The sequence below is a fragment of the bacterium genome (assembly GCA_036504735.1).
GTDB lineage: Bacteria > Electryoneota > RPQS01 > RPQS01 > RPQS01 > DASXUQ01.
This window is the reverse complement of record DASXUQ010000005.1, coordinates 398,596-413,849: the sequence shown is the minus strand read 5'-3', so window position 1 is coordinate 413,849 and position 15,254 is coordinate 398,596. Positions and strand designations below refer to the sequence as shown.

At 57.8% G+C, this 15,254-nt stretch carries 9 protein-coding genes; 6 read left to right on the top strand and 3 right to left on the bottom strand.

Going from position 1 to position 15,254, the window contains the following annotated elements; all coding sequences use genetic code 11:
- The first annotated feature begins 31 nt into the window (after positions 1-31).
- A complete protein-coding gene (locus VGL38_03650; GenBank protein ID HEY3294507.1) occupies positions 32-577 on the top strand; it encodes a DNA-3-methyladenine glycosylase in 546 nt (181 codons plus the stop codon).
- A 48-nt stretch (positions 578-625) separates the two neighbouring features.
- On the opposite strand, the gene VGL38_03645 is transcribed toward VGL38_03650, so the two are convergent.
- From VGL38_03645 to VGL38_03635, 3 genes are all read right to left on the bottom strand, one after another.
- A complete protein-coding gene (locus VGL38_03645; protein HEY3294506.1) occupies positions 626-1,663 on the bottom strand; it encodes a radical SAM protein in 1,038 nt (345 codons plus the stop codon).
- Between the two features lie 311 nt (positions 1,664-1,974).
- Complete coding sequence (locus VGL38_03640; protein ID HEY3294505.1) at positions 1,975-4,341, bottom strand: AAA family ATPase; 2,367 nt, start codon at positions 4,339-4,341, stop codon at positions 1,975-1,977.
- 467 nt (positions 4,342-4,808) lie between these two features.
- Positions 4,809-6,065, bottom strand: a complete 1,257-nt coding sequence (locus VGL38_03635; protein HEY3294504.1) for an NAD(P)/FAD-dependent oxidoreductase — start codon at positions 6,063-6,065, stop codon at positions 4,809-4,811.
- Positions 6,066-6,295: 230 nt separating this feature from the next.
- Between VGL38_03635 and VGL38_03630 the strand changes: the two genes are divergently transcribed.
- The 5 genes from VGL38_03630 to priA are packed head-to-tail and all read left to right on the top strand — an operon-like array spanning position 6,296 to position 15,206.
- Positions 6,296-8,860 (top strand): T9SS type A sorting domain-containing protein, encoded by a 2,565-nt coding sequence (locus VGL38_03630; protein ID HEY3294503.1) that lies wholly within the window; start codon positions 6,296-6,298, stop codon positions 8,858-8,860.
- 10 nt (positions 8,861-8,870) lie between these two features.
- Positions 8,871-10,139 carry an endonuclease/exonuclease/phosphatase family protein gene (locus VGL38_03625; protein ID HEY3294502.1) on the top strand — a complete coding sequence of 423 codons (1,269 nt, stop codon included), beginning with the start codon at positions 8,871-8,873 and terminating at the stop codon, positions 10,137-10,139.
- Positions 10,140-10,146: 7 nt separating this feature from the next.
- Positions 10,147-11,328, top strand: a complete 1,182-nt coding sequence (locus VGL38_03620) for a hypothetical protein (GenBank protein ID HEY3294501.1) — start codon at positions 10,147-10,149, stop codon at positions 11,326-11,328.
- A gap of 12 nt (positions 11,329-11,340) precedes the next feature.
- Positions 11,341-12,657, top strand: coding sequence for a ribosome biogenesis GTPase Der (gene der, locus VGL38_03615; GenBank protein HEY3294500.1), 1,317 nt, complete (start codon positions 11,341-11,343; stop codon positions 12,655-12,657).
- 29 nt (positions 12,658-12,686) lie between these two features.
- Positions 12,687-15,206, top strand: coding sequence for a primosomal protein N' (gene priA, locus VGL38_03610; protein ID HEY3294499.1), 2,520 nt, complete (start codon positions 12,687-12,689; stop codon positions 15,204-15,206).
- Positions 15,207-15,254 lie beyond the last annotated feature (48 nt).

Genomic DNA, 15,254 nt, shown 5'->3' with positions numbered 1-15,254 from the left:
TGATTTATTGTCAAGGCCGGATTTTCAGGAAATGCCCAAACAGGTATCTATAGAGCTTTTTGCCAAGCCGACCCTTGAGGTGGCGCCGCGGCTGATCGGGATGGTGATGGAAGCCAACGGAGTCTCGGGACGGATTGTGGAGGTCGAGGCTTACACCGACGATCCGGCATCTCATGCCTTTCGGCGGACGTCGCGCTCGGCCATCATGTATGACACCTATGGCAGCGTGTATGTCTACCTGATTTACGGTGCGAATCACTGTCTGAACTTCACTACGGACCGCAGCAGCGTGGGTGCGGTGCTCATCCGGGCGGTGGAACCGTTGTCCGGGATGAGCCTGATGCAGGCACGGCGCGGCGTGGAGGACATAAGGCTGCTCGCCAATGGTCCGGGAAAACTCTGCCGGGCCTTTGACCTTGACCTGTCATACAACGGCTCAAAGATCGGCGAGCAGATCCGGCTCTTTCACGGCAAGGCTAAAGGAATAACTACTGGTCCGCGCATCGGGATTACAAAGGCTACGGAGCTGCCGTGGCGGTTCTGGGAAGAAGGGAATGGGTACATCAGCAGAAAATAGGAAATAGGAAATTTGAAATAGGAAACTGCCGAAGAGAATTCTGCTTTTCTATTTCCTATTTCCCATTTCCAGTTTCTTGAGCGGGACGTAGTAGCTTTTCAGGCCTTCGGTGCAGTTCTGGCACATGTCGAGGACGCGGCCTTCGGTGACTAAGGTTTCACGGAACTTGTTGTAGGCGGCGCCGGTCCAGATTTCCCCGAAATCTTCCATCAGCGCGTTGCCGAGGATGAATTCTTCATCCTTGTCGAAGCAGCACGGCACGACGGTGCCATTCCAGTCGATCATGGTGGAGAACCAGAGCCGTTTGCAGGACTGGTAGCGCCGCCGCGTCTCCCACCGCTTACCCTTCCGTTCATAGCGGGTGAGTTCCTTCATCTTCGGCAGGAACTTGTCGGCCTGCTCCTCACCATAAACTTGCGTGGTCTTGATTTCGACGGTATCGGCACCCCATTCGGCGGCCTTGCGGCGCAGCATGGGGATTTCGTGCTCATTGTGCTTCATGGGAAGCCACTGCATGACGATGCGCGGCGTAAGGCTGTGCAGATCATCGCGCCGCATATGCACGGCTTTCATGCCGTCGACCACCCGTTCGAGGTAGCCGCCGACGCGGTAGGTCTGATAGGTCTCCTGAGTCAAGCCATCGATGGAGAAGATGAGTTCATCAAGGCCGGAGTCGATGAGACGGTTGACCAGATTGCGGCGCAGCAGCAGGCTGCCGTTGGTGGAAGTCATGGTGTAGATGCCCTTGTCATGGGCATAGCGGATCATCTCCGGCAGGGCATCATTGATGGTGGGCTCTCCCTGGTTCCAGAGCGCCAGAGTTCTTACTTGCGGGCCGACATTGTCGAGGATGATCTTGAAATTTTCCAGCGACAGCGAGCCGAGTTCCCGCTTGAGTTCCCGCGCTCCGATGGGGCAGAGGGGACACTGGTAGTTGCAACGGCTGATAGGCTCGATGAAAATGCTCACTGGACGGCCCCACACCACAGGTGCGCGCAGCAGATGGGACACCAAAACACTGGCAGTGCACTTGACCATATTGGCCAGATGCGACGGTTCGAGGGTAAATCCGCGCGGCACAAACATGATTCACAGGACCTTAAGCAAAAACTTTACACGAAAATTAATTGTGACCAAACGAACTACTTAACCTGAAGAAAACGCTGAAGAAAAAGCGAAAAACGGAAAGCGAAAAGGCGAAAATAAGCCGTCAAAAGACCCGAAAACCATGATGCAAACAGGGTGCATGTGAAAGGTCATTCACTGTGAAACATTAACGCACTGGAGTGCGTCGGACGGACTGTAAAGATACGGCGGGAAGGGGCGGAAGTCAAGGGCTTTTCATAGTGAATTTATGTGCCGGGGAGGGCGGGGGTTGCGGGGGGGTGGCATTGGAGTTAAGAGGTTGACTCCGTTTGCTTTTGGCGCTCCTTATATCCAGTCCTCCCCTCCCGGCTTTTACTCGACGCCGATTCATCTTGGGCTCTGTGACGGTCAATCAAGGACTTCATTTCAGCAAAATGGCGAGGATCCTCAGTCTGAATCAACTCAATAACGTGGGACATCACTGAAGGAGTCTCTGCAAGAGCCGATGGGTCGATCTGCGGTTCATCCACAAAACTATGGTGCGAGAATGTATTCAGAAACCTGTAGATTCGGGTACTCTTCTCGGGGTCGAATTTGATTGCCTCCAGTTGGGCATTCAGCGACGAATGGTTAGGCACTCGAAAAGAGAGGAATGCCTCTAATAGCCTGCGAGCAATGTTCGGCATGTCATAGTATGATTCGGTCTCGCTCGCAATACCGTCCTCCGAAGCACCTTCCAAAACACGATTGAAAAGATAGTGATAGTCAGACTCGAAGTTCCGCAGTAGTGGATCCAGCTTAGTGATTCGCGAGCCCCGCTCTCCATGCACGGTGAAAGACGTGGTGGAGAAAAATGCCGCTGGCGAATTAGGAGCATCGTCCGTTGCACCTTTCTTCCTTGTACCCCTATTTACAAAATCGAACCAGTTTTTTACTTGACGGAAGAGTGCGAAATTATGAGTTAATATAAACAACTGACTTGCTGCTTTTGTCCGATCCTTCAAGAAAGCGAATGCGTAGAAGAGGGCGTTCGTATCAAGACTGGAGACAGGGTCATCGATTACAACGATACCGTCCTTTAGGGAAAAATCCTTGTCCTCAAGCGACTTTAGGAAGAAAAGGAAAGCAATCGCTGTTTCCTCGCCCTCGCTGAGATCTGTGGCCAACAAGTCATGCCGCTTAATTCGGTAGCCAGACTCCGCAGGTTCCAGTTGGAGATCGCCATGCCCAAGGTAGGCGCGCAAATCAGCATTGAGTTCGTGTGCAGGCTGTGCATGGTCAAGCACCTCTCTTTCGAGTTCGTCGATTCTCGCGCGCAAGGAGCGACACTCGTTGTCGAACTTTTTGTACGCCTCTTCGGCGGTCTCTATGGCGTTCTTCTTTTCGCGGTAAATTGGCAATGCCGCTGCAACACGAGACTCCTCGAGACGTTTTCTGGCATCAGTGCAAATCGTCCCATGCTGCGCGCTTGTATCATTGTGCTCGTGGATAACATTGTTTACAGTTGTCAAGCTGCCGAATTCAATGGAGTGCATCGCCACAGCTGAGGCGATCTCCTGAAATGGGACAGACTTCTTCACGGCAAGTTCGGAGATGAAGCGGTTGAGTACGGATTTGTAGTCTTTGATTTCTTCGATTAGCTTTGCGGAGGCAAGGGTGTATCTCTCATTGAGGTATGAATAAAGCTTGGCTCCATCGTGTATGCGAACGCCATCCAGTGACTTGATCAAAGACTGTAGGCATTGGATCTGCGAATCTATCTCGCGCAGGAATTGCTCATAATGGTCATTGAAATGGGCCTCAAAAGTTTCGAGTCGTTCGGGCGTAATTTCATTGCCGCAAAACTGGCACTTCTTGGACTGCTTATCGCGATGGATGTGGAGGCCATCTCTTATCCATCCGGATAAGCGTTCATCTGCACGCAGATCTTCCAAGATGGCGGAAACAACCGTGCATGCGAGGAGGTTGTCAACCTGCTTTCTGAGCATTGTGAGGTCCGAGAACTCGAACGAAATGAGCGGCAATTCTGGCTTCACGGGCTCATTCTTCTTGCTCATCAGATCGAATTCTTCGTCTTCGGTAAGAATATGGGCTGATGGAGCGAATAGTCTGGAGAGTTCTTCGCACTTGTTTGAGAAGTGAGTTTTGTTATAGTTATTATATATGTTGTCGCCATTAGACCTAAGTAACGGCTTGATTACATTGTTCGCTCGATCGACATTGAAATTGTCTAAAGCGGACTGTGCTGCGTCAAGCGTTGCCTTGAGTCTTGGCAAATCTTCCGATAGTTCACTTAGTCTTGCCTTACGTGCGATGATCTCCTGTTGAGCTTCGAAACTTTTCTCACTATGGTAGAATATTGGTGTTAAGGATCTTGATGGAGTGAATACATGTTTTCTAACAAAATCTTGATTGAAGACGCGCACGTTAGGTAACGCCACGTCAGTCGCAAAGTCGCGTCCCTTTACTTCACGGCCGTCGATGATGAATGTGCATTCTCCTAATGACAGAGCCTCTCGCTTCTGTATGAGGGTAAACAGATTCGACAGAGTCGTTTTGCCAGTACCATTCCAACCATAGATTAGATTGAACCTTCCAAAATCACGGAGAGCAGCTGGCCATGAAAAATCACGGTAGGTTCTGTGGCCTTTAATTGATTTGATACGTTCGATTTTCATTGCCAAACTCCATGGTCGGCGTTCATTTGTGTTTCGAGTGTAAGTCGAATTCAACGTGCGGAACCAATCTCAAAGCTGCGCAATTAGTGAGCCCGGCAGGTGGGCTGAGATGCTTCAGGCCGCGTGTGGGCTTTTCGTTTTTGCGAAGGTCGTGTTGCGGCCTTCAGCATGACAGGGGGGTGTCACTGATGCGGGGCCTCTTTTCACCCGCAACCGGAGGGTGTGGAGTATTAGGTCTCCGGCGCGAGGGTGCGGGCGGGTCGCGCGTGGCAGATGATGCTGCGGGCGAATGAGTGCGCTTGCCCCGCCCCTACAAAACGTGACTGTGGGCGCGGCGGAGATGAGTCTCGCGCGGGATTGTGTCTTAGCGTTGTATTTCGGCCGGGTTGTGGCTTTGTTCTTGCGAAATTATTATTCGGCTCAACCCGGCTCGGCGTCTTATGGGGCGGAAGCCCGCCTCCGATCGGTTATAAATCGCGAATCATCGTACTGACCAGTTTGGCAATGGCGGGGGCGGCGGTGAGGCCGGGGGACTCGATGCCGATGAGGTTGACGAAGCCGGGGAGGCCGTGGGCGGATTCTTCGCAGATGTAGAAATCGCGCGGGGGCTGTCCGGGCGAGGCGAGTTTGGGGCGGATGCCGGTCATGATGGGGGCAAGTTCGGCAGCGGCGACCGCGGGAAGATAGCGGGCGATGCTCTCCCGAACCAGAGCGATGTCATCGAGGCCATTGAAGGAATAGTCTTCCACGCGGCGCGGCATGTATTCGGCGGTGGGGCCGAAGCGGACCTGGCCCTGCAAATCGACCGTGGCATGAATGCCGAGGGACTTCAGAGATTTGTCCGGCACGGGGTAGACCAGATGGGAGATGTGCAAGCGCGGGCCACTCTCCAGAGCATAGTAGAAGCCGCGCGTCCAGTTCAAATTCAGATCGAGGCCGTCAACATCCAGTCCTGCCAGGCGTGCGATCTCGTCGGAATGCAGTCCGGCGGCATTGATGACTTTCTCTGCGGAGATTTCGATTTCGGCGCCGTCGGAGTCGCGGATGGCAAGGATGAAGGATGAAGGATGAAGGATGAAGGATGAAGGATGAGGGATGAAGGATGAGGTCGCATCCGCATCGGCCCCCCCTGGCTCACCCCCTCTGGCCCCCCTGGCCTCACCCCCCCTAGCCCCCCCGTGAACGGGGGGGAATTGGGTAATGCCCGTTACCTCTGCGTTGAAGACGAAGTCGGCGCCGGAAAGTTCGGCGGAGGTTTTGAAATGGGCCATCAGGGCGTGGCTGTCGACGATGCCGGTGGTGGGGGAGAAGAGACAGGCAACGGCACGGACATCGGGCTCCTGCTCCTGCAATTCCTCGAGCGGGACCCAGCGCAGATCGGTGACACCGTTGGCTTCGGCATTGGCTTTCAGGCTTTCGAGGTAGGCGCGTTCCTCAGCGGATGCGACAACAATGAATTTGCCCACCTGCTTGTAGCCGATGCCATGCTGTGCGGCGAGATCGCGAATCAGGCGATTACCTTCCACACAGAGGCGGGCCTTCAGAGAGCCGGGAGCATAATACAGGCCGCCGTGGACGACTTCGGAGTTATGGCTGGACGTCGCCTGACCGAATTTCCATTCCTTTTCGAGGACCAGCACGGAGCCGCGCGGGGCCAGTTCGGCGGCAATGGCGAGGCCAACCACGCCCGCGCCGATAACGGCAAATTGGTAATCTGTGGACATAGGATGAGAATATAGTGTTTCTTTCCGATCTTTTCCACAGTCCTCCAGAAGAAAGGATGAGGGATGAAGGATGAAGGATGAAGTAAAGAATGTAAAAATCAGAAAGAAGTGACAGATCCAGAGTGGTGAAGAGCGTTGCTCTTTTGAATATTCTTGTGTATATTCAGAACTTGGATAGTTCCGGGATGGCGAAGAGTTCGAAAACATCGCCCCGTGAGAAAGGAGTCATCATGACACGGTTCAAAATCATCTTTGCAGCGCTACTGGCCTTTGGACTGGTATTTTACGGGTGGCAGTGGTATAGCTCACGGCCTATGGAATTCGGGGAGGGAGAAGGCGAAGAGAAGGAAGGCGGCGGGCCGTTTCCTTCCGACTGGTTTATGGTGCAGCGGACTTGGCCGGATACTCAGATCGAGACCGCCGACTACCTGGTTGCATCTCAAGCCGCGCAGCGCATGAGCCGGCAGCATGTGGTGCTGGATGATCCGAGCTGGATTCCCGCCGGACCGAACAACATCGGCGGACGCGTGTCCGACGTGCTGGGGCATCCGACCAATCCCAGTCTGTTTTATGCCGCGGCGGCTACGGGCGGCATCTTCAAGACGACGAACGCCGGCACGACGTGGACACCGATCTTCGATCAGTCGCCGTCGCTCTCGATGGGTGCACTGGCGCTGGACATGGAACATCCCGATACTATTTATGCGGGGACGGGTGAAGCGTGCGCGTCGGGCTACAGCTATTTTGGAACGGGAGTTTACCGCACGACAGACGGCGGCGGCACGTGGGAGCATCTGGGGCTTGACAACAGCCGCTACATTGCGAGGATTGTGCTGGATCCGCAGAACAGCCAGAGCATCTGGGTGGCGGCGGCGGGCGAGTTCTTTGCCACGAACACCGAACGCGGCGTGTATCACAGCACGGACGGCGGTACGACTTGGGCGAATGTGCTCTTCGTAAATGATTCGACGGGCGCAACGGACATCGTGGTGCATCCGACGAACTCACAGATCGCGTACGCGGCCATGTGGCAGAGGATCCGGACTCCCCAGGACCGCCGCGCGGGCGGACGGGGCAGCGGGATTTTCCGCACGACCGACGGCGGGCAGACGTGGGGCCGGTTGACGGACGGACTGCCGCCGCAGAGCGATACGGTGGGACGGATCGGGATTGCGATTTGTCAATCCAACCCCAGCGTTTTGTACGCGATATATGCAGACCATCCCGGATTTTTTGCCGGCATCTACAAGAGCACCAACGGCGGCGATTCCTGGAGCCGTACCAATGACGGCACGCTGACGGATCTGTTCAGCAATTTCGGATGGTATTTCGGGAATATTCGCGTGCGGCCCGATAACCCGAACATGGTGTTCGCGTTGGGAGTGGGCATGGTGCGGTCGACGGACGGCGGTCAGACGTGGACGCAGATTGCCAACAGCGTGCATGTGGATCACCACGCCATGTGGTTCGATGCGGCGCATACGGGGACGATCCTCGAAGGCAATGACGGCGGGTTTTACCGCTCGACTAACAACGGCAACAACTGGACGTTCCTCACGGGAATGCCCCTGAATCAGTTTTATGCGGCATCGGTGGACTTTCAGCATCCCGAGCGGCGCTACGGCGGCACGCAGGATCAGGGCACGATGCGGACGATGACGGGCGGCCTGAACGACTGGGACCAGATCTACGGCGGCGATGGCTTCTATACGCTGGTGGATCCGACGAATTCGAATTACGTTTACGCGGAATATCAGTACGGCGGGTTAGGGCGCTCGACCGACGGCGGGACGTCATGGTTCGACGGGACAAGCGGGATCGATCAGAGTAACCGGATCAACTGGTCCATGCCGGTGGTGATTGCTCCCGATGACCCGGCGAGATTGTACTGCGGCACGGACCGGGTGTACCGGTCGGATGATCGCGCCGCAAACTGGACGGCGATCAGCCCGGACCTGACCAACGGCGGCGGGAGCGGCAATGTGCTCTTCGGAACGGTAACCACGATTGGAGTGTCACCGGTTCATCCGGCCATTATTTATGCGGGGACGGATGACTCGCATGTGTGGGTGACGCGGAACGGCGGCAACGCATGGACGGACATCAGCGCGGGATTGCCGCAACGCTGGGTGACGCGGGTGACGCCGGACCCGGTGGACAGCGCGACGGTGTTTGTGTCGATTTCCGGTTACCGCAATGTGGACGAAGACGCGCATCTGTTCATGAGCACGGATTTCGGAAGCACCTGGCAGAGCATCAGCGGCGACCTGCCGGTGGGGCCGATGAACGACGTCGTGCGCGATCCCTCGGTGCCGGGACGGCTCTATGTGGCATCGGATTTCGGAGTGTACTATTCGAATGATCTGGGTGCGAACTGGATGCCGCTGGGACTGGATCTTCCCCGGCTGCCGGTGATGCAACTGGTGTTGCATACGCCGTCGCACCAACTGGTGGCGGCAACCTACGGCCGCTCGATGTACACGCTGGATCTGACGCAGCTTGCCGCAGGGGAGACGCCGCGCGGGGTGCCGTCCTCGTATCTGACGGTATCGTTGTATCCGAATCCATTCAATGCCCTGACGACAATCGATTATGATATTCCGGCGGCGGGGCGTGCCCAGTTAACGGTGTTCGATATTACGGGGCGGCGAGTGGCGACGCTGCTTAGCGGTTTTCAGCCGGCGGGGCGCGGGCGCATTCAGTGGCCGGCCCAGGGAGCAGCGTCCGGCACGTACTTTGTTCAATTGACGGCGGCGGGTCAGACCCGCATCACCAAAGCTCTGTTACTTCGATAAGGATGATGTGATGACTGTTGTTAGACGTGCCTTGCGCTCTTCGATGTGTGTGATGTTGTGCGCGGCGGGAGTCCTGCTGGCTGCGCAGACCGGATTGGCCGACACGCTGCGGGTGGTGACGCAGAATGCGCTGGATTTTTCGGGCCAGTCGGCGACGACGCGGATCCCGTATTTCCGGACCGTGATGCGGGCGATTCATCCGGACCTGGTGCTGGTGGAAGAGATGGGCAACGAGCAGGCGATGGACCTGATGCTGGCGCAGGTATTTGCGCAGATCGACACGGATTGGACGACGGCGAGCTTTATGTACAACGGTTCGCTGAATCAGGTGTGTTTCTACCGGATGTCGAAGCTGGCGCTGGTGTCGCAGCGGGCGATCCGCGCGGAACCGCGCAACATCAACGAATTCGTGCTGCGGCCGGCGGTGGGGGACACGTCGGTTCGGCTGCACGCGCTGGTGACGCATTTAAAAGCATCGCAGGGCTACGAGGAAGAGCGGAGGCAGGAGGCGGATTCGGCGCGCAAGGCGACGAATCTTTTTCCGGCGGGGACGAATTTCTTCATTTGCGGAGATTTCAACCTGTACACGTCGACCGAGCCGGCCTACCAGACGATGATCACGCCCGGCACGAACGCCAATGGACAGTTTTTCGATCCGATCAACCGGCCCGGCGACTGGAACAACAACGGGAGTTTTGCGGGTATTCATACGCAGTCTACGCGCACGGGGAGCGAGAGCGATGGCGGGGCGTCCGGCGGTCTGGATGACCGGTTTGATTTTATTCTGGTTTCGGCGGCGCTGATGGATACGGTGGGAAGCCATGTGATTCCGGGGACCTATCATTCCTTTGGAAATGACGGGCAGCATTTCAATCAGTCCATCGATGACGGGACGAACCACTCGGTTCCGGACAGCGTGGCGTATGCGCTGCATCACCAATCGGACCATCTTCCGGTGGTGGTGGACATGGTGCTGCGCAGCGAGCCGACGGCGATTGCGATGCGTCCGGCGGTTCCGCGAGAGATGGGGCTGGTCGTCTGTTATCCGAATCCGTTCAATTCGGTGCTGTCGATTGAGCTGCCGCCGGTGAGTGGCGCGGCAGCCTTGACGATCTACGATCTTTTGGGCCGTCCGGTGTATGAGCGGAGTTTTCGCGGCGACGGCGTGGCGCTCCGTCCGTTGCAGGTTGACTTTTCCGCGTATGGTACGGGCACCTATTTTGTTCAATGGCACACGCCTGCCGCTTCCAGCGTGCAGCGCGTTTCTTATGTGAGGTAGGGAAGATATGCAGGCAAACTGGCTTCGCTTTGTGATCGCAGGCTTGGCCCTGCTGCTGATCGGGCTCCTGATGGGATGCAGCAGTGATGAGGACAAACTGACCAATCCCGGTCCGCGGGCGGAAGTGATCGGGCTGACCTATGACAACCCGGTGGCGATTAAGATCAGTCCGTCGCGGCATTGGGCACTGCTGCTGCATGACAGCACATCCTCGCGCGGTCCGGCGGTGCAATTGGTCGACTTGCAGCGGCGCAGCGTGCTGGCGACGCGGATTCTCGACTATCACGATGCTTACGATATTGAGTTCCTGCCGAATGACGAAGCCTGCGTGGCGGGCGCGATGATGGGCGGCACGGGCTATGCCGTGCAGTTTCTCAGTCTGCCCAACCTGGTGCTGGAAGCGCGCGTCATCACGGCGACGGCAGGCGGTGCGCACGGGTATCTGGCGGTGGACTCGGCGGGCGGCTCTGTGTATTATTCGCACTCCGGCGGCGGAAGCAGCGACGGCGTTTACAAAATTTCGCTGACGACCAAGACGCTGGTGGATGCGGATAACGACGGACAGGCGCCGTTTGTATTTGATAATGGGCTGGTGAGCGGGATCTTCGATCAGCCGTCGCGAATGGTGTTCGACGGTTCGACGCGGAAGCTGATGGTGGCGAATCTCGGCGACGATTACATCTCGGTGATCGATAGCAGTGTGTGGGGGCATCTGAACCGTCAGACCCCGCATTCCTTCCCCGGCCTGGCCGGGACTGCGCGGCTGAGCACGGTGGGCGGGGGCGTGGCCAGCCTGCGGGCGGAGAGCATGATCGGCGCGCAGGGCAAGAATGTGTTTGCGGCGCGCAATAACGGCGCGGGATACCTGGCGCGGTTCGGCTCGGATTATGATAGCGTGAATGTGGGCACGGTGACGGGTATGCCGTGGAACTATCGCGCCTTCCGGGGCGTGGACATACAGGTAGATCCGGCGGAGCCGGTTTTTTCAGTGTTTCTTCTCGAAAAGGACGGCGCAGACGTGGGAATCGGGCAGTACAGTTTGAACAGTTTGCGGCCCGTGGTCAGCCCGTTCCGCACACGCACCATTCCCGATACATCCATTTCGGCGTTCGGTCTTGACGTGACGTCCAACCAGCTCGTTGTCGGCGACGCACACTCGCCGCGCCTCGAGCTGATCACTATACGATAGCAATTCAATTTTATGAAAATTCCCATGGTGGCCATCGTCGGCCGTCCCAATGTCGGCAAGTCCACGCTCTTCAATCGAATCACTCACTCGAGGCGGGCGATTACATCGCCCGAACCGGGTGTCACGCGCGACCGTCATGTTGCCGAGGCCGAGTGGAAATCACGCACCTTTTTGTTGATGGATACGGGCGGCTGGGTGCCGCGCTCGGAAGACGTGTTTGAGAGCGCCATCCGCGAGCAGGTGGAGTTCGGGCTGGAGGAATGCGATCTGGTGCTTTTCCTGGTGGACGCGCACACCGGGCCAACGGATGTGGATATGGACATCGCGCACATGCTTCAGCGTTCCAAGCTGCCGGTGATTCTGGCGGTGAACAAGACCGACGGGCCGAAGCAGTACCCGGAAGTATCGTCCTTTTACGGGATGGGCCTTGGAGAGCCGGTGCCGGTGAGCGCCGCGGGTGGCAGCGGCGTGGGCGACATGCTGGACCTGCTGGCCGAGCGGTTGCCGTCGGCGGGAAGCAGTGAGGCGCTCTCGCGCCCCCGTCCGCTGGTGGCGATTGTGGGACGGCCCAATACGGGCAAGTCGTCCTTCGTGAATGCCGTGGCAGGAAAGCCACTGCGGATTGTGACGGAGATTGCCGGTACGACGCGGGACGCCATCGACACCGTGGTTACGTATTACGGCCAGGAGATGACGCTGATCGACACGGCGGGTCTGCGGCGCAAAACGAAGGTGGAAGAAGCGGTGGAATTCTACACCACCGTACGCACCGAGCGCGCGCTGAACGAATGCGACGTGGCGGTAGTGCTGACCGACGCGGCGCAGGGCGTGGTGGCGCAGGACATCCGCATTCTGCAAATGGCGGACGAACTGGGCAAGGGAATTATTCTCTGCATCAACAAATGGGACCTGATCGAAAAGGAGACCGCGACGGCGGACAATTTCCGGCGGCTGCTGGATGAGCGGTTTGCCTCGTTCAGTCATGTTCCCAAGTTGTTCATTTCCTCGCTGGACAAGACGCGCGTTTTCAAGTCACTCGAACTGGTGTTGAAGGTGCATGAAGAGCGGCAGAAGCGGATTGCCACGCCGGAGTTGAACCGGTTCCTCGAGGCACTCATGCAGGCGAATCCGCCGCCGTCCGTGAAGAGCCGCGACATGCGGCTGCACTACGTCACGCAACCGGCGGTGGAACCGCCGCTGTTTGTCTTCTGGATGCGTTATCCGGAACTGATGACGGATAATTACCGGAAGTATCTGGAGCGCAAGCTGCGTGAGCAATATGGATTTCAAGGAGTACCGATCCGATTAGCGTTTCGCAAGAAGTCATAGCATCCTCGTCCGTCGCGCTCACGGCCGATGTGGTTGTTCCGGGCGTGGAGGGCGCGTTTTCTTATCGCGTGCCATCGAAACTGGCCGCGTCGGCTCTGCCCGGAATGCGGGTGCTGGTGCCCTTCGGACATCGGCGCCTGACGGGGATTATCATCCGCACCGATACGGCGGAGAATCCCAAGGCCACGCGGGAGATTGAGCATGTGCTGGATGAGCGGCCTGCCTTTTCGCCGGCAATGCTGCAGTTTACGCGCTGGATGTCGGAGTATTATCTTTGCCCGTGGGGAGACGTGCTGAAAGCCGCTCTGCCCGCGGGCATTTCGCTCGACGAAAAGCGCCACTGGGTGCTCTCCGAGCCGTTCGATGAAGCGCGGCTGGCGGAGATTTTGAAGATGTATCCGGACGCGCACGATGTGGTGGAAGCGCTGAAGGCCGGACCTGTGCCGCCGGAGAGAATGGCCAAGCAGTACGGCTTCGGTCCGCGGTCGGCGATGCTGAAGCGAATGCAGGATGCGGGGCTGGTCAGTTTTCGACCTGTACTCCGTCCGCCAAAGGTAAAATCGCACTTCGATTCGGTGGTGAATCTGTCGGCGGAGGTGCAGGCGGAATACGGGCCGGATTATCTGGGGCGGCTGCGCTCGGTGCACGAGCAGCATCTGTTGCGGATGATCTTCGAATGCGGACCCGAAGGAATTTTGCGTTCGGACCTGCTGAAGGGGGCCACGTCGGCGCGGAAGCAGGCCTTTGCGCGGCTTTTGGCGGCAGGCTCTTTGGCGTTGCGGTTGGAGGAGGTGACGCGCTGGGACCCGCACACCGAAGCGACTCCGAAGATCAGCGTTCCGAAACAGCTTACGGACTATCAGCAGATGGCGGTGGAGGCCATCAGCCGTTCGCTGGAGCGCGGGCAGTTCGACCCGTTTCTGCTGTTTGGGGTGACGGGATCGGGCAAGACGCAGGTGTACATCGAGGCCATCCGCCGAACGCTGGAGATGGGGAAGAGTGCGCTGGTGCTGCTGCCGGAGATTGCGCTGACACCGTTTGTGTGGGGGCGGTTTTATCAGGCCTTCGGCAATCGCGTGGCGATTCAGCATAGCGCGCAGGGATCTTCGGTGCGGTTTGATTTGTGGCGGGATATTCGCGCGGGACGGTTCCCCGTGGTAGTCGGCGCGCGTTCGGCGGTGTTTGCGCCGCTGCCGAATTTGGGGCTGGTGGTGGTGGATGAGGAGCAGGAAGCCAGCTACAAGCAGGAAGAGCCGGAACCGCGCTACCATGCGCGGGACGCGGCGCTGATGCGGGCGCGAATGGAACATGCGGTGATTGTGCTGGGGAGCGCGACGCCCTCCATCGAGTCGTTTTATCAGGCGCTGGAAGGGCGATACACGATGCTGCGACTGCCGGAGCGCGTGGGTGGAGCCATATTGCCCGAAGTGCGGATCGTGCAGCGTTTTCCTAAACCGCAGATCGAGGGCGAGGTCCCAAAGGAGAAATGGGTCAACGGAGAGCCTCCGAAGAAAGAAGACAAACCGCCGAAGCACGAGGAACCGCCGATTCTGACCGAGGAACTCAAAGAGCGGATTGCCATCACGCTGAAGCGCGGCAAGCAGGCCATCCTGCTGCAGAACCGCCGTGGTTTCTCGCCGTTCATCATCTGCCGGAAATGCGGAAATCTGCCGATGTGCCCGCAGTGCTCGGTAAGTTTGACGTATCACCGCAAGGGGCAGGTGTTGCGTTGCCACTATTGTGACTATCGAGAACCTGCACCGGACACGTGCGGCAAGTGCGGGGCCTCGGATTGGATTACGCAAGGGCTGGGCACACAGCGGCTGGAAGAGGAATTGGTGAAGGAATTTCCTGATGCGCGGATTCTGAGAATGGACAGCGACACGGCATCGCGACGGGGCATGCACGGACGGATGGTGACGGCCTTTGCGGCGGGCGAATACGATGTGCTGGCGGGAACGCAGATGATTGCCAAGGGGCTGGACTTTCCCAATGTGGAACTGTCCGCGGTGGTGCAGGCGGACGCGGAACTGTTTTATCCGGATTTTCGAGCGTCTGAGCGCGGCGCGAGCCTGATTGTGCAGATTGCGGGACGTTCCGGGCGGCGCGCGGAAACGGGAATGGTGATCCTGCAATCATCTGTGCCGGAACATCCGGTGCTGCAAGTGGCCGTGGAGCACGATTGGGAGACGTTTGTCCAGACGGAGTTGCAGAGCCGCCAGCAGGCGAATTTTCCGCCCTATGCACGGCTGATTCTGCTGCGGGCGATTGGTAAAGAAGAGACGCCGCCGGCGAAGGCCTTGCTCAGGATTCGCCGGTTGCTGCAAACCATCGGCAAGGTAGAGATTTTGGGACCTGCCCCGGCCATGGTGGCGAAGATCCGTGAATTGTACCGTTTTCAGATGCTGGTGAGGACGTCGCGGGCGGATGACCCGGCAGGGAATCATCTGCATCAGGCGGTGCGAATGGCGCTGATGCAATACAGGCAGGTGAAGGGCGAACCCGGCGTAGAGATTGAGGTGGATGTTGATCCGCAATCGGTGTCATAGTGTGCCTGTTCCGCGACGACTGCACGGCATGATGGGAGTTGTCCTATG